The sequence below is a fragment of the Flavobacterium sp. AC274 genome, assembly GCF_979258275.1.
Genome location: NZ_OZ409852.1, coordinates 4,139,106 through 4,159,639 on the forward strand (window position 1 = coordinate 4,139,106; position 20,534 = coordinate 4,159,639).

The 20,534-nt window shown below is 32.6% G+C and carries 15 protein-coding genes and 1 pseudogene; 10 read left to right on the forward strand and 6 right to left on the reverse strand.

Features of this window, described 5'->3' with window-relative positions:
• Nucleotides 1-50: 50 nt before the first annotated feature.
• From ACZZZT_RS18755 to ACZZZT_RS18800, 10 genes are all read left to right on the forward strand, one after another.
• Nucleotides 51-1,307 carry a sterol desaturase family protein gene (locus ACZZZT_RS18755; RefSeq protein WP_463461517.1) on the forward strand — a complete coding sequence of 419 codons (1,257 nt, stop codon included), beginning with the start codon at nt 51-53 and terminating at the stop codon, nt 1,305-1,307.
• A 99-nt stretch (nt 1,308-1,406) separates the two neighbouring features.
• Nucleotides 1,407-2,000 (forward strand): lysoplasmalogenase, encoded by a 594-nt coding sequence (locus tag ACZZZT_RS18760; RefSeq protein ID WP_463461518.1) that lies wholly within the window; start codon nt 1,407-1,409, stop codon nt 1,998-2,000.
• Nucleotides 2,001-2,124: 124 nt separating this feature from the next.
• The gene (locus ACZZZT_RS18765) at nt 2,125-2,589 is read left to right on the forward strand and encodes a 2-dehydro-3-deoxyphosphooctonate aldolase (RefSeq protein ID WP_463462466.1); all 465 of its coding nucleotides are present in this window, start codon (nt 2,125-2,127) and stop codon (nt 2,587-2,589) included.
• Between the two features lie 71 nt (nt 2,590-2,660).
• The gene (locus tag ACZZZT_RS18770; RefSeq protein WP_463461519.1) at nt 2,661-3,209 is read left to right on the forward strand and encodes an REP-associated tyrosine transposase; all 549 of its coding nucleotides are present in this window, start codon (nt 2,661-2,663) and stop codon (nt 3,207-3,209) included.
• A gap of 184 nt (nt 3,210-3,393) precedes the next feature.
• Nucleotides 3,394-4,182 carry an arylamine N-acetyltransferase family protein gene (locus ACZZZT_RS18775; protein WP_463461520.1) on the forward strand — a complete coding sequence of 263 codons (789 nt, stop codon included), beginning with the start codon at nt 3,394-3,396 and terminating at the stop codon, nt 4,180-4,182.
• 283 nt (nt 4,183-4,465) lie between these two features.
• The gene (kdsA, locus tag ACZZZT_RS18780; RefSeq protein WP_463461521.1) at nt 4,466-5,284 is read left to right on the forward strand and encodes a 3-deoxy-8-phosphooctulonate synthase; all 819 of its coding nucleotides are present in this window, start codon (nt 4,466-4,468) and stop codon (nt 5,282-5,284) included.
• Nucleotides 5,285-5,306: 22 nt separating this feature from the next.
• Complete coding sequence (locus tag ACZZZT_RS18785) at nt 5,307-6,209, forward strand: hypothetical protein (RefSeq protein ID WP_463461522.1); 903 nt, start codon at nt 5,307-5,309, stop codon at nt 6,207-6,209.
• A gap of 174 nt (nt 6,210-6,383) precedes the next feature.
• Entirely contained in the window at nt 6,384-7,061 is a 678-nt protein-coding gene (locus ACZZZT_RS18790; protein WP_463461523.1) for a YiiX family permuted papain-like enzyme, read from the forward strand.
• 88 nt (nt 7,062-7,149) lie between these two features.
• Entirely contained in the window at nt 7,150-7,602 is a 453-nt protein-coding gene (locus ACZZZT_RS18795) for a hypothetical protein (protein WP_463461524.1), read from the forward strand.
• A gap of 4 nt (nt 7,603-7,606) precedes the next feature.
• Nucleotides 7,607-7,909: a hypothetical protein gene (locus ACZZZT_RS18800; protein WP_463461525.1), complete on the forward strand. Its 303-nt coding sequence runs from the start codon at nt 7,607-7,609 to the stop codon at nt 7,907-7,909.
• 64 nt (nt 7,910-7,973) lie between these two features.
• Here the strand turns inward: ACZZZT_RS18800 and ACZZZT_RS18805 are convergent, their stop codons facing one another.
• The 6 genes and pseudogenes from ACZZZT_RS18805 to ACZZZT_RS18830 all read right to left on the reverse strand — a co-directional run bounded on the left by ACZZZT_RS18805 (nt 7,974) and on the right by ACZZZT_RS18830 (nt 20,463).
• A complete protein-coding gene (locus ACZZZT_RS18805) occupies nt 7,974-8,573 on the reverse strand; it encodes a porin family protein (protein ID WP_463461526.1) in 600 nt (199 codons plus the stop codon).
• Between the two features lie 107 nt (nt 8,574-8,680).
• Entirely contained in the window at nt 8,681-14,815 is a 6,135-nt protein-coding gene (locus tag ACZZZT_RS18810; RefSeq protein WP_463461527.1) for a M4 family metallopeptidase, read from the reverse strand.
• 89 nt (nt 14,816-14,904) lie between these two features.
• Nucleotides 14,905-15,039, reverse strand: a complete 135-nt coding sequence (locus ACZZZT_RS18815; RefSeq protein ID WP_463461528.1) for a hypothetical protein — start codon at nt 15,037-15,039, stop codon at nt 14,905-14,907.
• A 176-nt stretch (nt 15,040-15,215) separates the two neighbouring features.
• Nucleotides 15,216-16,784, reverse strand: a complete 1,569-nt coding sequence (locus ACZZZT_RS18820; protein WP_463461529.1) for a tetratricopeptide repeat protein — start codon at nt 16,782-16,784, stop codon at nt 15,216-15,218.
• Nucleotides 16,785-17,042: 258 nt separating this feature from the next.
• Nucleotides 17,043-18,430, reverse strand: a pseudogene (locus ACZZZT_RS18825) (M20/M25/M40 family metallo-hydrolase).
• Between the two features lie 119 nt (nt 18,431-18,549).
• Nucleotides 18,550-20,463 (reverse strand): discoidin domain-containing protein, encoded by a 1,914-nt coding sequence (locus ACZZZT_RS18830; RefSeq protein WP_463461530.1) that lies wholly within the window; start codon nt 20,461-20,463, stop codon nt 18,550-18,552.
• Nucleotides 20,464-20,534 lie beyond the last annotated feature (71 nt).

Below are 20,534 nucleotides of genomic sequence, written 5' to 3' on the forward strand. Positions count from 1 at the left end.
AAAAATGTTATAAAATATTCTATATTTGAATATTTTATAACATTTTTTTTATGGAAGAATATGGAAAGATATTAATTATCGCTACGCCTATTTTTTTAGTTTTAATTATAATTGAAAAAATATACGGCATCTATAAAAAAGAAGACACTGCGCCTTTAATTGACAGTGTTTCAAGCATCAGTTCCGGAATTACCAATTCTGTAAAGGATGTTTTGGGTTTAAGCCTGACTTTTATTTCATATGAATGGCTGGTTTCTAAAATTGCCGTTTTCCATCTTGAAGCTTCTGTTTTATCTTATTGTATTGCCTTTTTTGTTATTGATTTTTACGGATATTGGAGCCACAGACTGGCACATCAAATAAATTTTCTTTGGAACAAACATGCGATTCATCACAGTAGTGAAGAGTTTAATTTAGCCTGTGCATTGCGTCAGCCTATTGCGAGTCTGGTTAATTTATTTACTTTTTTATTGATTCCTGCTGCATTATTGGGCGTTCCGGCCACAGTGATCGCGATTACTTTGCCTTTGCATTTGTTTTTACAATTTTGGTATCATACCAAACATATTAAAAAAATGGGTTTTATAGAGCACATTTTGGTAACCCCTTCGCATCATCGTGTTCATCATGCTATAAATCCCGAATATTTAGACAAAAACCATTCTCAAATATTTATTTTTTGGGATAAACTTTTTGGTACTTTTCAGGCAGAAATGGATGATGTTCCGCCTGTATTTGGCATTACAAGACCGGCGCAAACCTGGAATCCGATTAAGATCAATTTCCAACATCTTATTTTATTAATCAAAGATGCCTGGCGTGCCGAAAACTGGAAAGATAAATTTACCATTTGGTTTAAACCAACAGGCTGGCGACCAGAAAATTTTGAAGAAAAATATCCTGTCCATAAAATTGAAAATGTGTATGATTTTGAAAAATACGGAACTCAAAATTCACAAAAACTAGTTTATTGGTCGGTTACTCAAATGTTGATTACCCTTTTGTTTGTCACTTATTTATTTGATAATATTGCCAAAATTGGTTTGCCCAGTATCTTTGTTTATGGCTTTTTTATCCTGATAACGATTTACAGTTATAGTGAATTAATGGATAAAAGTAAATATGCAATTTTTTGGGAAGGTTTCCGTTTTGTAATTGTCATTGCAATCATTTCTTATTATGGCGACTGGTTTGGGCTAAATCAGGTTTTTCCATTTTCAAATTACATCATTTTAAGTTTTTTAAGTTTTTCATTTATAGCCACAATTTATTTTGTAGCTATCGATTTTAAATCTCCCCCGGTATAACACTCAATTCCTGATGACTATGAAACACACCTTATTTTTCAAAATTTATTTTTTATCAGCCTTATTTATTTGCTTGCGCTGCTTTTGGGATATGAATATTTGGATCTGTATTTAAAACCTACTTTGATTCCGTTATTAGGTTTTGCGGTTTACGCTTACAAAAGATTCCCGTCGCGAAATTTACTCTTAGCTGCATTAGCATTTTCTTGGATTGGCGATATTGTTTTATTATTTGCAGATATCGCTGAAATTTATTTTATTCTGGCCTTAGCTTCTTTTCTGATTTCGCATCTCCTATATTGTACACTTTTTAACAAACAAAAAACCGTTGAAATTAGAAACAATATAGTTTTTAGAGTTGGATGTCTTATTATTTTACTTTATGTCGTAGGAATGATTTCTTTTTTACTGCCAACTTTGGGCAGTTTAAAAGTTCCTGTAATCATTTATGCATTCGTGATTTCAACTATGCTTTTATTTGCTTTTAATGGTTTTTTAAGCTGGTCTAAACCGGGAAACAAATATGTTTTTTACGGGGCTGTTATTTTTGTCATTTCTGATAGTACTCTGGCAATTGATAAGTTTCATACTTCAATAGAAAAAGGCTCGTTTTTTATTATGCTTACTTATCTTGTGGCACAATATCTGCTTGTACTTGGAATATTAGAACTGAATCCACAAAAGGAAGAATAATTTAGTTTAATTTTAAAGTCGATGACATAGATTACACAGATTTACGCCTATAACAAATTATTTTATTCTTTTTTAATTCCTTAATCTGTGGCAAAACTATTTTACTTTTACATTTGTACGACCAATACTCTTAAACCATGAAAAAAATAGCTTTTTTATCATTTTACTTATAACTGCAACTTCGTGTATAAGTACTAAATCGACTTTGAAAAATGTAGATGACAATGCTCCTGATTTAGTTTTAAAGAAAGACAATACTTTTGTTATTACGCTTTTTAGTAAAGACAAAAAATACGGTTATGATCCTGATTATCCGATCAATATTTTTTTCAGAAATACGAGAGACGAGGCTTTAAACGAAACTCGTTTCCTGAATGCTTTAGCCGGACCAAATGGCGAAAAAATCACGTATTCAAGATTAGAAACCTGCTGTCCCTTCCCGACCAAACGAAGCGATATGGGTGCCGGATTCCTAAATGTTTATGAACTAAAATGGGAAGGTCAAAAAAAACCTGTTATACTTTATTTGAATATTTATGAGAAAGGAATCTTGATGGTTCCGATGGGATTGAGTTTGAAGAAGGAGTAGATTTTAAATTATTAATTCCTTGTTTTCGCTAGCGCGAGCGTCCCGCTCGTGCCCGCATGCTGAATAAAAATATGAGTACTAAATATAAATTTGGAGAAAAAACAGGCGCATATTTTATAAGTTTTGCAACTGTCAATTGGATTGATGTATTTACTCGAGAGGAGTATTTTTGGACAGTAATTGAATCGTTAGATTTTTGTCGAAAGAATAAGGCAATGGAAATTTATGGATATTGTATTATGCCTAGCCATATTCATTTAATTTTTCGTTCAGGAAACGGAGATCCATCTGGTTTAATGAGAGATTTTAAAGGTTTTACTTCTAAAAAACTTATTCAGGCAATTATAGAAAATCCCCAGGAAAGCAGAAAGGAATGGATGCTTTGGATGATGGAGCGTGCCGGAAAAAAGAATAGTAATGTTAAAAATCGACAATTTTGGCAACAAGACAATCACCCAATTGAAATCTGGTCATTAAAAGTCTTTGAACAAAAACTTGATTATATTCATCAAAATCCAGTAAAATCAGGTTTTGTAACTGATGCTGTAGATTGGAAATACAGCTCTGCTCGAAATTATTCTGAAAATAACCATACTGTTTTACAAATAGATCTAAATTGATTTTGATTGCGGGCACGAGCGGGACGCTCGCGCTAGCCATGGGAAATTGAAAATGATTAAGTTTTTTTTATAAACTTATAGAAATCAATCACTTTGAAAATCCTTGAAAAATAAGTTAAATTATCTCTTTACTTACATAAATGCCTTAATTTTGATTGTATTCATAAAATGCAAAAAAAATAAAATGGAACAATCAAAAAACCATAAAATTGAAGCTTCAAGTTTCGATTTACAGCAATATTTAAAGAGAATTAATTTTGAGGGAGAAATTAAATTGAATTTAAAAGGCATAAAAAAATTGATGCAAAGCCAGATATTTAGTGTGCCTTTTGAAAATATTGATGTACAGGCCGGAAAAGTTATTTCCTTAATTGGTGATGATATTGTAAACCAAATTGTGACTAAAAAACGTGGCGGATATTGCTATCAAATTAATGGTATCTTTTCGTTAATGCTTCAGGAAATTGGTCTTCCGCATTATTATATTGCGGTTCGCCCTTTGGTAAATCCAGATCCGAATGCTAAAACACATTTGGCCATAGTTGCTACCATCGAAAACGAAGAATATCTGATTGATTTGGGATTTGGCGGCAACAGTATTAGAAAACCTTTAAAACTGAGTGAAATTAGAACTGAGATTCAGCATGATTTTGACACTTTTACTTTGGTCAAAACTGAAGAAAATGAATTTTTACTGCAAATTCTAATCGGCAAAGAATGGTCTAATCTCTATTCGTTTGATCTTAATCCTCAAAGATGGATCGATTTTAAACCTGCCAATTATTACAATTACTCGCATCCGGATTCGGTTTTTACCCAAAAATTAATTGTTGTGTTACAAAATCCGTTGGGCAAAAAAATATTATCAAAAAATTCGTTAAAATCAGTGACAAACGGGATTGCCGAAATTATTTCTTTTGAAGATGATCAGTTGGATGCTATTTTGGAAACAGAATTTAATTTGAAGGTATAATTGAGAAACTGTTTTGAAGAGATATTCCTAATCAAATCCTATAATTCCACTACAATTCTAGCCCTGATAGCAGCGGAAATCCTTTTTTGAGAAAGCCTATTTTTTCTGGTTTTTGCAGAGCGACCAGCGGAAGCTCCTGCAAAGACCTAGAAAAAAAGGGTTTGGAGAAAAAGATTGCAGCGGGCAGTCCCGATAGCTATCGGGAGGCTTCTTAAAATAATCTTAAATCTTCATCTTGTATTCATAAATCATAACTACCTTTGCACTGTCAAAAAATCATATTATGAACATACAACATATTCCACAAATTAAGCATACTGATAGTGGGAATTTCTTTTTATTGGCGGGACCTTGCGCTATTGAAGGAGAAGAAATGGCTCTCAGGATTGCTGAAAAATTAGTTGGTATTACCGACAAACTTCAGATTCCTTATGTATTTAAAGGATCATTTAAAAAAGCGAACCGTTCGAGAATTGATAGTTTTTCTGGAATTGGTGACGAAAAAGCATTAAAAATTTTAAGAAAAGTTTCTGAAACTTTTCATATTCCAACCGTAACGGATATTCATACTAATGAAGATGCTGAGATGGCTGCGCAATATGTAGATGTTTTACAAATTCCTGCTTTTCTTGTACGCCAGACTGATCTTGTTGTTGCTGCAGCAAATACAGGAAAAGTGGTGAACTTGAAAAAAGGACAATTTATGAGTCCAGAAAGCATGAAACATGCTGTACAAAAAGTATTAGACTGTCAGAATGAGAATGTTATGGTTACAGACCGTGGTACAATGTTTGGTTACCAGGACATGATTGTTGATTTTAGAGGAATTCCTACTATGCAACAATATGCTTCTACCGTTTTGGATGTTACACATTCATTACAACAACCTAATCAAACTGCGGGTGTTACCGGAGGAAGACCTGATATGATTGAAACTGTTGCCAAAGCGGGTATTGCTGTGGGTGTTGACGGTATTTTTATCGAAACACACTTTGACCCTGCTAATGCAAAAAGTGATGGTGCTAACATGTTGCATTTAGACTATTTTGAAGATCTAATGACTAAGTTAGTTGCCATAAGAAAAACTGTAAACGCCTTTTAATTTTTATTATACAATCAATTCATTGAAAAATAAATTTTTATTCTTGCCTTTCTTTTTAATGTGTTTTGCTGTAAATACATTTGCTCAGGAAGAAATTGCAATACAAAATAAATATACAGCACACAATAAAGGAAAGTTCTTTGTAATGTGGGGTGGAAATAGAGAAAGCTACTCAAAGTCTGATGTAACTTTTAGAGGAAAAGATTATAATTTTACTGTTGATAACATGCAGGCGCATGACAAACCGAAAGGCTGGCATGTCGATTATATTAATCCTGCAAACATGACTATTCCGCAAACTAATTTGAGATTAGGTTATTTTTTTAGTGATCATTATAGTGTTACAATTGGTGTTGACCACATGAAATATGTAATGTCACAAAATCAAATTGCAAATGTTACCGGAGACATCAATTTGCCAGCAGATCAGGCTGGTTCAATTTACAATGGAAATTACAACAATACACCTGTAGACATGTCTCAAGGTGGTGCTATGGAAGGTGGCGGTACTCTTAACGGTGGTACTCCATTTTTAATTTACGAACATACTGATGGTTTGAACTATATTAATACTGAGGTTTCAAGATTTGATGATATTTCGAAATTGTTTAGTCTTCCGAACATTGATAAAGTTCAAATTAACTTAACTGAAGGTTTGGGTGCAGGAGTTTTATATCCTAAAACAAATACAACACTTTTAGGAAAAGAGCGTCATGATGATTTTCACGTTTCTGGTTATGGTGTTTCTGCAAAAGCAGGTATCAACGTTACTTTTTTCAAACACTTCTACATTCAGGGAGAGTTAAAAGGTGGTTACATTAACATGCAGGATATTAGAACTACAACAAGTAGTGAAGATAAAGCTTCTCAAGATTTTTTCTTCTTTCAGCGTATTATTGCTGTTGGAGGTATATTTAGAATCTAATATTTCTTAAAATATATTTATAAAATAGCTGTCATTTTATTTGGCAGCTATTTTTTTATTATTTACTTTGCATTTCAAAGTACTTTATATAGCTTTTGTTTTTTTAGTTAATATTAAAAAACTGAAATAAGAAATGATGGAATTTAAAGTATATTTAGGATTTAAAAATTCAACATGAAAAAAATGAAATACATCTTTTTAGGAACTACATTTTTAATTAGTTTTTGCTGTGCTTTGTATGTGGCAACGTTGGTATTTCCTAACAATCCGTTTTCTGGAACAAAACCACAAACCACGCTATCTGATAAAGTTCAGGATGGAGATATTATTTTTCAAACTTCAGAATCTAAGCAATGTGAAGCGGTGAGAATTGCGACAAACTCGAAATTTTCGCATTGCGGAATTATCTTCTTTATCAATGACAGGAAATTTGTTTTTGAAGCTGTTCAGCCCGTAAAAATAACGCTGCTGGATGAATGGATAAAACACGGAAAGGAAAATAAATATGTTGTAAAAAGATTGAAAAATGCAGAAAAAATTTTGACTGCAAGTACTTTACAAAAGATGAAAGATTATGGACAGCAATTTAACGGTAAAGAATATGATGCTTATTTTGAATGGACGGATAATAGAATCTACTGTTCTGAATTGGTCTGGAAAATATATAAAACGGGAGCCGGTATCGAATTGTGTCCATTACAGGAATTAAAAGATTTTAATTTGAAAGATGAAAGAGTTCAAAAAATATTAAAGGAAAGATACGGAAATGATATTCCGCTTACTGAAAAAGTAGTCTCACCTTCTAACCTAGCCGATTCTAATTTGTTAAAAACTGTAATCGATACTTATTAAAAAAACATACAAAGCTAATTTAAAACTCAAATTAGCTTTTTTATTTATTATTTTACTTTGAATTTCAAAGAACTTTTAAAATTATTATATGAAAGATTATATTATTGAAAAAATGTATGAATGGTCCAGAAAACCATATCAAAAGTATTTTAAAAAGAGTATTCCGTGGGAAATTGATAAGGATGAATTATTACAATATCCAGTAGATTCTCTTGGGTTTGGTTTGGGTAATTTCCTTTACAAAAATCATTTTGATATTCAGCCAAAACTGGAAGATCACGACATTATTCATGTTTTAACAAACACTGGAATTTCGGTTGCTGATGAAATCGGAATGCAATATTATCTTTTAGGAAACGGGAAAAGAAGTTTGTATTTATTTATGGTTATTCTTTCGGGCACTCCTTTTTATCTGCGCCATATCAATTATTTTTTTCAGCAATATAAAAGAGGCAAACAAGCTCTTCCCTTTCATTATCTGGATTTTTCAAAAATGCTGTTAATTCCTGTTCAATCAATTCAAAAAACATTTAAAATTTAATTTTATGAAAACAACTGAAAAACCTTTTGAAGAAAAACAATCGACAGAATTGGCTATCGGCAGTTTTATTGTCAGCACCATTTTATTTGTACTTTATATTGTTACAAATGCCAATCCGAATATTTTAATTGTTGCTTTTCCATTTGTGGCATCAGCAATAGTACTTAACTCTATAATGTTATTCCATCTTATTGATAAGTTTATTGAACTCACAGAACAGAGAAAAGACATAGCGGTTAAAATTTTAATTCTCTTGTCTAATATTCCTGTTACAATGTTGTATTATTTGATCGTAATGAAATTGTAATTATAAAAAAAGAAGCTATCTCAAAAAAGAGACGGCTTCCTTTTCAACAAAAATGAAAAATGAATTATTGTAAAAAATAACCAAGCGTTATTTGAAAAACTTTGTTTTTCATATTATTATCGATGTAACGATTTGCATTTCCATCTTTAAATACATTAGAATAAGAAATATTATATCTTACATCTGTATAAAATTTATTTTTTAATTGATACCCCAAACCGAAGTTTACAGAAGTATCTATACCGCTCGAATACTCTTTTAGATTAAAACTCCCTTGATTTTCATAACCCAAAAAGTTATCCTGATATTTATTATTAGCTTTCAATAATATTCCTATTTGAGGCCCGGCTTGTACACTTAATCCTTTTATTACGTAATATTTCAACATTACGGGAATATTTAAATAATTCAATTCAATAGTACTTTTATAGTGAGAATTTGCTACTTCTTCATCAGAAAAAGTGATTTTTGTTCCTTGTTGGCTGTATAACAATTCAGGTTGAAGAGAAAAATTCTTCGCCATAGGAATTTCGACCATAATTCCTGCCGTAAACCCTGTTTTACCTGATGAATTCAATTCGCTTTCATCAACAGTAAGATTTGAGATATTTAAACCTGCTTTCACGCCTAGTTTTACTTTTTCAGTTTGTCCCATAACAGTCACGCCAAAAAAAGTGCGCCTAAAATTAGTATGTATTTTTTCATAGTATTTCTTTGTTTAAGAATGGTAACTCTCAAAAATGAGAGCTACCTTATCTATCTTTAATGCTGTTACTTCTTAATGATTTTGGCTGTATATTTCTTGCCATTTATGATACAGTCTAAAACATAAACTCCAGGATTTAATTCGCTTACATTTATATTTGCCGGAATACTTGCATAAGTTTTATTCCACAATGCTTTACCATCCATTGCATAAATATTGATTTGTGCTTCTCCTTCATTTTTATCGGCCAAAAAGATATTTACCGTATCAGCTGCCGGATTAGGAAATACTCTAAAGGGATTTGTTATTTTTCCAACAAGCATACCTTTTGAATCAAATGGACTTGATTTACTGTTACATCCATTATTATTGGTTATCTGAAGGCTGTAATTTCCTTCCCAAATTGTGATTATAGATTTTTCGGTTGCATTTGGTATAGGTCTTTCATTTAGAAACCATTGATAGGAAACAGCTTCAACCGAAGCAGTTAATTTTTTATTCCCTACAACCTGAATCTCGGGTATGATATTGTTTTCAAGAATTGAAATGGTAGTACTAACAATTTTACCGATGCCATTTTCATTGTAAACCGTTACATAATAATCTCCACTTTCTGTTATCGTAATAGTTGGTTCTGTTGAGCCATCAAACCATTCGTAAGATTTGTATTTTCCGGGAGACAAAACAACTTCAGGACCGCATAGCTCTCCACTTTCCAATTCAGATTCGAAAGTATCAAATGTTGCAGTTATGGTTTCTGTCAGCTTACATCCGTTTTTCATTACTAATGTTACTGTGTAATCTCCTGCTTTATTGATTTCTATACCATTAGAAACATCACCGGTATTCCATTTATAGGAAACAACTTCTAATTTATTAGCCCTAAAATTCGTCGCTGCATCGATGTATAAACTTTTACCTTCATATCCATGAATTACTGAATTATCAAATATTTTGAAATCTCCGGATACCTCTTGATAGATATAGTTTTTTATTTCATTGTTTTGCGGAATAAGATCATTATCTAATTTTGCAATAATATTAAATACATGAGAATCACCACTTGTATCAAGTTTAGGCTGTTTTTTTAAAATATATTCTATGCTTTCACCTGCCGGAATCGCTGCTTCAATCACTTCTGAAATAGTTTCATTTGTATTGATATATTCTAAATTTAATTGAATTGCCTTTTCCTGAATTGCAATTTGTCCTTCATTGGTCAGCTTAACTTTAACTTCAGACCCGCCACATACATCTTTTGGCGACAATATTTGTACAGATAAATCTAAAATAGGATCCGTGATTACTTTTAAATCATCTAATACCATATAAGAATATCCGCTTGCTTTGGCATGTCTAAATCGCAGCATGACAGATTTACCTGCATATTTACTTAAATTTACTATCCCTTTTTGCCATTGAGTGTCTTTATAAAATCCTTGTTTAGACACTCTCCATATTTCATTCCATTCGCCTCCTGCAGTTTTAACATCTATAATAAAGGCATTATTATAATTACTTTCAAGTCCGTAATAAAATTCTAAAGCAGTTGTGTTTTCAGATAAATTATACAACGGAGAGATTAATTCTCCATAAGCTGCATAACCTTCTAGTTGATTGTAAAGCATTTGCGCTGCAATATCGCCAGTATGATCTTTTTTAGGAAGACCCAGATTTGCATTATCCGGTTTAACAACTGCTCGCCATGGATAATTTTCATCACTTTGATTAGAAACAAATCCTTTTGATCCAAATATTGATCCCGCTGATATAGTAGAAAAAGTTTCAACATCTAAAGTTGGTGCTTTTTCCAAAACCTGAAAAGTTCCTATAAGCTCCTCTGCCAACGCTTTTGGTTCTCCTTCTGCAATTACTTTTACAGTAATCCCATAATTTCCTGCTGGTAACTGCGGTATACCATCTACTGTATAAACAATAGTTTGATATCGAAATATCTGATCATTTCTTTCTAGTACGATTGGTTTACCCACAGGTGTATCATCTTGGGTAATTTGATATTCGATAGTTGCCTTATTAACTGTACTGTAAGATAAATTCTTTGCACTTATAAAAAATTGATGTGATGGCACATTTTCATATACCTTTTCTGGTACACTTAAATTGGAGAGCTGTAAATAATCTGCCGTGTCTTTGATTTTAATATTATCTACTGCAAAACCATTGGCAAACAATCCGTTATCATTGTGTACAAATGCAACCAGAACACAAGATTTCCCTGCATATGGAGTTAAATTTACGTGATATTCTATCCAGTTATTGATATAAGACATTTTAAACACCTGTTCCCAAGTCTTTCCTCCATCAGTACTTACTTTTACATATCCGTCTGAAAGTCTTTGTCCGTCTCCAAAACCATCAAATGACAAATGTGCTTCTTTATACTTGCTTAAATCTAATACTGGAGAAATCAACATATCATTTGATGCATCACAATTGCATTTGTCATCATTGCTCGCCATAAAATGTGTATGCTCTTTTAGAGGCCATCCCGGAGATTCTAAATCAGTACTTGTTCCATATTTCCATCCTCCGCTATTATTATTTTCAGAAGTTCTCCACCCTTTGTATTGGGTGATATCTTCAAAATCCATTGTATAAGGCAATGAATCTATCTTCATATCTTTATTATTCCAGTTATCGAAACCAAATGTTATCGAATTATTTTCTGGTTTAACTTCCTGAGCTACTTCTTCAGGGAAAACTGAAACCGTAACTGTATTTTTACCAATACTTTTTAAATTAATATTTGAAATAGAATATGTTAGCGTATCTCTATATTTTGTAAATACTAAGGCCATTTTTTCAGTATTAGAAAAAACTTCATTTTTTTCTTTATCAAGAATTTTAACTGTTACATTGACCTGCTCTTTAGCGGTTGCGAAATTATTAATGATCTTTGCACTAATTGTTACATTATCATTGTTTACAGTACAGGAACCGGCATCTAATTTTGCAGCCGTAACTTCTAAATCATAAGGTGCATTACTTACACGAATATTGTCTATAAAAGCACCTAAAAAATTACTAGGATAACTATCTGTAACTACACGAAATCGAATAGCGGCCTTTTTACCAGCAAGTTCATTTAAACGTATTCCTGTTGGTTTTTTATCAGTATTATTATTAATTCCGCTAAACCATGGACCAACTACTAAATCATTGTATTGCAAAGTTTCTGGATAATCAATCCCTGTAGCTTTTTTCCAGTTTTGACCTTTATCTTCAGAATATTCAACAATTAATCCGTCATATCCTTTATAAAACAAATAAATCATATCAAACTCAACATATGGAGAGGTAATATTGGTGAAATCAAATATTGGAGATTCTAATGTAAAATCAGAATTTGGCGGAATTTTTTCAGAAGTGCCATAATTTACAGTACCCCATAAATATTTCGATTTAGTATCTCTAAATGAAATCACAGAAGTTTGCTGCCATACAAATTTTTGATTCGTAAGTATTGATTTTGAATACCAGCCGCCTGGTGTTTTTTCGAAATCCTGAAAATATGGAAATTGAGTTACAACCCCATTATAAACCGAATTTGTAATACTGTTATTCGTAGTTATAGGATCCTGGCTATAGGTTACAAAAGCTTCATAATTATGCAAACCAGCTGCTGAAAGATCAATATTACCTAAAGGAATTATCATTTCTGAATTGCCTTTAAAAACAGCTTCCAGTGTAATGTCTTTCCAGATAGTTTCGCCTCCGGAAAGTGTATTCAAGTATCCAACTTTTAATTGAGATCCAGCTGGTAGATCCTGACAGCCCAAATTATAAACAGTTACTGCTAATGGATGATTGGCAGATAAAGCTTCTCCTGAGTACACGGGAAGATTTAGCCCCATAAGTTTAAGATCAAAATCTTTTTGTGCCGGAGGAACCACTAAAGTTCCAATAAAAGTAACTCCGTCTTTTGGTCCAAAATCTGTGATAGACTTAAAATCAAGTTTTACTTCTACATAGTTTACTGTAGTAGCACTAATGATATAAGGAATATTGTCCTGAATTTTTATAGTCGTTTCTTCGCCTATACTAAGATCTTTGGTAAAACTGATAGTACTACCGTTGGTGTAAAGAACATTAAATCTGCCACCAAAACCTTGTGTCATCAATCTTAATTTGTAATTTAAGCTCTCATTTGCTTTAATTACAGTAGATCCTGTATTTTTAATTTTAATATAAAAAGGCTCATCCCCTTTTAAAGAACCACAAACAGCAGAAGGTTTTTCGACAGAAACAAGAGATATTTGTTTGTCTGTATAAGCTGCTCCAATACCAATAGCGTACCAGGCATTGGTAACTTGTTTGTATTCTTCAGAACCTAATCCGTATAAATCTTCTGCAACCATTAAAGTTGCCTGACGCATATCACTAAAGTTTGAAGAAGGAGATAAATACTCTGTAAGCGTTATGTAGGCGATTTTCTCTGCTTTGGTAATACCAATAGCTTTAACATCATAACTGCTATTAAGATCATTTACACCTTGACCGCCTTCACTTAAAAGATAAAACCAGTAATTTGTTATTCCACTGTTAATGTGCACACCACCATTATCGTAATTTATGTTTGATGTATTTGCCCAATTTATTCCTTTATAAGTATCAGGTTGTCCTTGGGCTTTCGGATTAGACATGCTTCTCATACTACCATGTGTATACAATTCGTTACCCAACATCCAAATGTCATCTTTTTTGTCTTTTCCAACATAAAACTCAACAGAAACACCAAAAATATCACTGAAGGATTCATTCATAGCACCTGATTCTCCCTGATAGATTAAACCAGCCGTGAAACGTGTTACGCCATGCGTTAATTCATGAGCTGTAATTCCTAATCCAACATAAGGCGTATCGTAACCATCTCCAAATTGTGCCCATCCTCCAGTCCATGAAGCATTTTCGACATTATTGCCTAAATGTGCGAGACCAATAATTGTCATTCCTTTATCGTCGATACTATTTCGATCAAATTTTTCACCATAATATTCTATGGTTTTCTGCATACCCCAATGGATATCAATGGCAACTTCATCATTATTTTTATTGTGCAGTTCATTCCAAATATTATCTTCATCAATAAAATCAGTAATTACTTCATCTGAAGCCTGATCATTGTGATTCAGGTTCATCGTATACATTGGCACATTATACTTTCCCTGCAGGCCTTCTAATCTATAACCATCAGCATATTGTTTGGTATTAAAAGTTACATCTCCGGCGTATCTTGATTTACCTCTACCCAGCCTTTGGCCTTCTAAACTGGCATCTCGATTTAAGTCGATAATAAGAACTATTTTTCCAGAGTTTGCATCTACGTAAATAGTCTGGCTTGATTGCGGATTGATTGCATAAATATCAAATTTCCATGTCAGGTAATATTCCTTTAGTTCCGAAGAAAAATTAGGTCCAACATAAACCAATTCTCCTTCTGGTTTTGTACTTATATTTTTATCAAGTAAAGCACCTAATTTTTTACTTTCCCAAATGTATTGTTTGGCGTTTACTTTTCTAAGTGCATTTTCTAAAGCAGCTGTAGCACTTACTTTATAACTGCTGCTTATAGACAATTTTTTAGCAGTATAACCAAATGCGTCTATCTTGGTTTTATTTTCTCTAACCTTGTAAATTGCTCCTTCTACCGGAACAGAATTATGCAATTGCTGATAAGTAGCCAGTGTTCTTCCATGATTATCAGAGATTGATTTTAATTGCATTTTATCTGATGCAGACAAATCAAAAGCTTCTTTTTTAACTTCGAATATGTTTTTGGCAGTTAAACTTGATGATTTAGCAAAAGATTTAACCTTCGTGCTTACAGTATCCTGTGCGTTTGTTTTCTCTGAATCATTTAGTTTTTGTCCAAATAATTGCTGGCTTTGCTGTAGCTGTTTTGTTATCGATTCACTTTCTGCTTTAGAAAGCTCTTTGCCACTTATCTTTTCTTCTTCCTGAATTAGAAGATTGCCGGCATTGTTACTCTGAGTAGAATTTGGATCATTATTTGTCTTACTAACTTGATCTTTTGTCTGATTTGGTGCTGACTCGTCAACAGCCATTTTCACACCATCTTTTTTTACGCTTTGAAAAGGAGACTGAGCCATTCCTACGGAACAGGCGAAGAAACTTAACAAAACAAACAAACACTTGGTTTTGAGGTAAATCTGCTTCATTTCTTTAAATTTAAAATTAATATTATGGTTAGTTTGGTTATAATCGCACTTTAAATGGTATAGCAGCCACTCAAGTGCCTTTCTAAAAATCAATTTGGAGTTTGATCTTCAGGATTTTCTTTTGTTATTTTTTCAAGAATCTTTAAGAGGATTTCCTTTTGGGTTTTTGTTTCTTCCAAAAGCTGTTCTAAACTTTTAGGAGGTACTTTTTTCTTCTCGTTCATTCTAAATTTATTTGCATCGATTTGGTAAATGTAGAATGGACGCTATATATTTTTGGAAAAAAGTACTATTACAAAAACACTCACAGGTAAAAAATTGTCACTCAAAAAACACTCAAAAAAAATAACCCAAACTAAATCAGACGATTAGTTTGGGTTATTTTTTATATTTATTAGGTTTAAAATGTATTGAGATAAGTGGAGAGATTTACCTTTTCGTTAGTCAAATCAAACTTTTTCCGAAGCCTTGTTCTGGAATTTTCGATCGCTTTGAATGACTGCCCGGTAATCTGAGAAATTTCTTTTGTTGTTAAATCCAGGTATAAAAGAGCACATAATCTTCGGTCTTTTGGACTAAGGGAAGGATAATCGTTTTTTAGTTTATCAAAAAAAGACTGGTGAACCTGTTCAAAACTTATTTCGAATTCTTTCCAGATATCGGTATTTAAATTCTTTTCCAAACGCTTTAAAACTATATCAATAGCCTGCTGCATTTCTTTATTAATAGCTTTGAGTTTAATTTGTTTAAGATCAGTAAGAATTTCATTAATGCTGTCTGTACGATGTATTTCTGACATTGCTTTTCCTATCAGAACCATATTTTTAGCTTTCAGGTTTTCTTTTAAACCTTGCATTTTGGTGTTTAATTTTTCTTTTTCCAGTTGATTTTTAATGTTTCTGTTTCGATATTTTATGAGTAAAATAATTAAAATCAAAATGCCAACTACCAATATCAATCCCACCACAGAATACTTAAAGAGTTTCTTTTGTTCTATAAGTGTTTTTATTTGTGTGCGAACTTTGTAATCCTGTTCCAATTTTATTCTTTCCAGATTTACTGCTTTTTCTTCAACATTAATGCTGTCGTTGATTGCATTATATTTCTGAAAATAATGTACCGCATTTTTATAATCTGCCGTACTTATATAAACCTCGTAAAGCATTTTATTAAGGTTTAAACCTGAAAAACTGTAAATATTATCTTTACCTAATTCTAATGCCTTTTTTGCATTTACAATTACGGCATCATAGTTTTTCTCTTTTAATTTATATTGCGAAAAAGATTCATATACAAAGGCTTTTACAGCATTATCAACCGGTTTATCTACTAAAGAAAAAGCCTGGTCAAAATAATAGTAAGCATTTTGTTCATCCTTTTTTAATGCATACGCTCGCGCTAAATTAGTATAGACATAAATTTTTAAGGTATTGTCTTTTATCGTTGCGTTTATGGCTTCAGCCTTTTGGTAATAATGCAAGGAAGAATCTACATTTTTATCCAGATATAAAGTACCAATATTGTTTAAAATTTTTACGAGCTTAACGGAATCATTCTTAGACTTTTGATAGTGATATACGTTTAAAAAATATTTTAATGCTTTTTCTTTATTTTTCCCGAGCGAATAAATAATGGCGAGATTGTTTTCTACTTTTGATAATTCTTCAATATTATTTTTTTGCCTGTAAATATCATGTGCTTTAAAATAATATTTCAAACTAACATCAAATACTTCTTTAGAGGCATACATTTTTCCTGCAGTAACATAAACATACGCCAGCGTGAGTTCTGGATTTTCTGTTTTTTTGGCTTCAGATTCGGCTAATTCAATATATTTTATAGCTCTGTCCCAATCCGATTTTTGTAACCTTAAAGCAATTTTTCGACAGAGTTCTACTTTTTTCTGATGATCATTAATAGTATTTAGACCATCAATCAGCCCCTTTGTCGATTGTGAATGAATACTCAAAGAAAGAATAAGAAAAAAGAAAAAAATAATCGTGTCGCCATATTAATAACTCTAAAGAAGGTTTCAAATTTAAGTAAAAAAATAGGATTAATAGTACATACTTAATTAAAAGAAAAATGTCATTTTATCCCTAATTTGAAATTATAAACTGCTTTAAGTGATTAAATATTATACTCTAAGGAATCAATTGTGAATTAAATTAAAAAGCCGTCTCAAACGTATTTGAGACGGCTTCATTTTGTAAATATCTATTTAAAATTAATTAGCCTTTGGCATTTCAATTCCGGTTTGGTCTAATAAATAAACTAAGCTTGCCATTGTTGCTGCTCCAAGTTCTAATTCTCTTTTATTAACAGCATCAAATTTGTCGTTTGCTGCGTGGTGGTAATCAAAATAACGTTGAGAATCAGGTTTTAAACCAGCTTTAACAATCGCTTTAGATGTTAAATGGCTAATATCAGATCCTGCATGTCCAATTGTAAAACTATGAACTAAATAAGGCTCAAAAAGATCTCTGAATCCTTGTATTTTTTTAGGTTCGCATCGTCTGCTTCAATTGAAAAACCTCTTGGTGAAAATCCGCCTGAATCACTTTCTAAAGCAAAAATATGGTTCTCATTTTTTTGTTTTGAAACTTCTTCATATTTCGCTCCACCTTTTCCGCCATTCTCTTCATTCATAAATAAAACTACGCGAATTGTATTTTTAGGTTTGTAGTTTAAATTTTTAAGAATACGAACTACTTCCATACTTTGTACTACTCCTGCTCCATCATCCTGAGAACCATCAGCCAGATCCCAAGAATCTAAGTGACCGCCAACAACCATAATATTCTCCGGAGTTACTGTTCCTGTTAATTCTCCAATAACATTATATGATAATACATCAGGCAATGTTTCGCAAGATTGTTTGAAATAAAATTTTAAAGCCGGATTGCTTTTTAAGGTCGCACTTAATAATTCAGCTCCGTTTGTACTAATCGCCGCTGTTGGAATATATTGTTCTTTTGGCAAATCACCATAACTTTGTGCACCTGTATGAGGAAAATCGTCTAAACGTAAGTTCATCGAACGTACAATTGTTCCTACTGCTCCAAGTTTAGCGGCTTCTTTTGCACCAGCAAATCTTTGATCAACACAAGCTCCGTATGAAATGAAAGTTTCAACATTTTCAGGATTCATTGGTCTGTTAAAAAACACAATTTTTCCTTTTACTTTATCTCCTAATTCGGCAAGTTCTTTAATTCCCTGAACTTCTATAACTTCTGCCGTAAGTCCTGTTTTTGCAGTTGCAACAGATCCACCCAAAGCACAAATTGGCACAGCAGTTTTAACTTTTCCGTTTAAAATAAAAGCACTTTCTTTTTCGCCACGAACCCAATGCGGAACCATAACTTCTTGTAAATATACTTTGTCAAGTCCTAAGCTTTCAAGCTGAGATTTAGTATAATTAACAGCCAGCTGTGCGTTTTGTGATCCTGATAAACGAGCTCCAATATCGTTAGACAAATACTCTAACCAAGTGTAAGCTTTAGACTCGGTTAAGGCCTTTTTATAAAATAATTTAATATTTTTTTCATCATTTGACTGGGCAAAAGATGTCAATCCGCTTAAAACTAATGCAGTTAAAAGAATTGTTTTTTTCATAGGTTTAATGGCTTTTTTCGGGTTACTTAATCTGCTACATGATAGCTATGCAAAGGAACAAATTCTTTTATAAATCGTTGCCATTTTAGTCAACCTTTTATGAAAAAATAGTTACATAATTATTTTACTTCAATAAGCTTCGTTTTTGTACTAATACCATTTTCGTTAAAAGCTTCAACCGTAAAATAATATTTTGTGTCTTTATCCAAACCTCTAAAATCATACGCACTTTCATCATAAACCATAATGGTATTGTATAATTTATCCGGGGCAATTCCGTAATAAATATTATATCCAATTGCGTCAGTTTGTTTCTTCCAGGAAATCATTGCATTACGAGAATCTTTGGTATTTCTATTTACTTTAAAACCAGAAACAGCTTTTGGTTTTGCCATCAATCCGTTTCCAAAAACCCTGAAATCTGAAACCGCAAATAATCCCGAAGCATTATGAATGTTTTCCATTTTGATGTAACGCGCTTCGATTGATTTTGTTAATTCAACATAATCATGCGGAGCATCTTTATCATTTTGAGATTTATCTACAACCAATGTCCAGTTTACAGCATCGTCAGACATGAATATTTTATACTGATAATAAATATCCATCGCTTTATTGTATTGTGTTGCTTTATGATCGGCATAATTAATTTGCAAAGCATTTACCTGCATTTTTCTCCCTAAATCAAGCTGTAACCATTCACCCGGATTAGCTGTTTTTGCAGACCAATACGTTTGAATATTTTCATCGGTTAAATTTGTTGGTCCGTAGCAGAATTTTTCATAGACTTTTTTGCCTCCATTATCCATTCTGTGTGTTTCCACTTCCATACAATCTTCTGAAGAAGAAACTGTAGCCATTTTTTTATAAGATAAAAGCATCCATCCGGAAGAAGCTCCATTTTCATGATTGCGTTGTTCGGTAGGAAGTTTTATCGGGAAATCTCCATAAGAAGTATTAGAATACATTACATCATCTTTATCAAATCCGGCAGGAAACATATCAATACGACGTTCAAAACGGTCTTTTATCGAAATTTTGCATGTTCCTGTATTCCAGTAATTTCCGTAAATATCTGCAAAAGTGTTTCCGTGTCCGGCACCAATTACAAATCCTCCGGGCTTATACGACATTGGATTGTGCTTTTGATACACAAATGGTCCTAACGGATTATCACCAACGTGAACTCCGTTTGCATATCCTTTAAATTCAGTAGCAGGAGCACCATATTGCATATAATATTTACCGTTGTGTTTGGTCATCCATGCGCCCTCAATAAAATTACCCCAGGGTGCAGGTTCCATATCATTGTTAGGTCCAAAACGTTCCCAACCGTGTGAAGCAGGATCTAAACCAACAACTGCTTTTGCCTGACCGTAAGGTTTTTGAATATCCTCAACTTCTGTCGCTGCGTACAATTGTGCATAATCTGCCTGATTTCCTTTTGGCAACCATGTTTTATAATCTACTTCTACGCCAACAAGTGGTAATTTCCCACTTGAACCGTAGTACATATATACTTTTTTATCATCATCCTGAAAAATAGCAGGGTCCCAGGTTGGTAACATTGCTTTATCAACATGTCGCAACCATTTTCCTGATTTTGGATCGGCTGTTTTCCAAATCGGATGATCTTTTTTCCATGTTGATCCAACATAAAACAAAGTATCGTTTACCACCCAAGCAGCTGGTGCGCATTGGTCATCATCTCCCGGCTGTCTCTGAAAACTTCCGTATACAAATTTCCAGTCAGACATGTCTTTACTCCAAAAGAAACCTGCCTGATTGGTAGCAAATAAATAATATTCGCCTTTATAAGTAATAATAACAGGATCTGCACTTGAACGACGCGATTCAGGAATCCCGTTGTGGTTAAAGGTCGTGTAATTGTAACCAATATTTATTGGATTACAATATGTTGAAGCTGGTTTATTAGGATCAAACCATTCTGTTTTTCCAGGAATGGAATTTTGCGCCGAGATATTAAATCCTATCAAAAGCAACAAAAGCGATATAGACGATAGTTTATACATTTTTTTATTTTTATGTTATGAATTATTCGTTAGGAGTTATGTATTAAAAGTATTCTTAACGCTTAATTTCT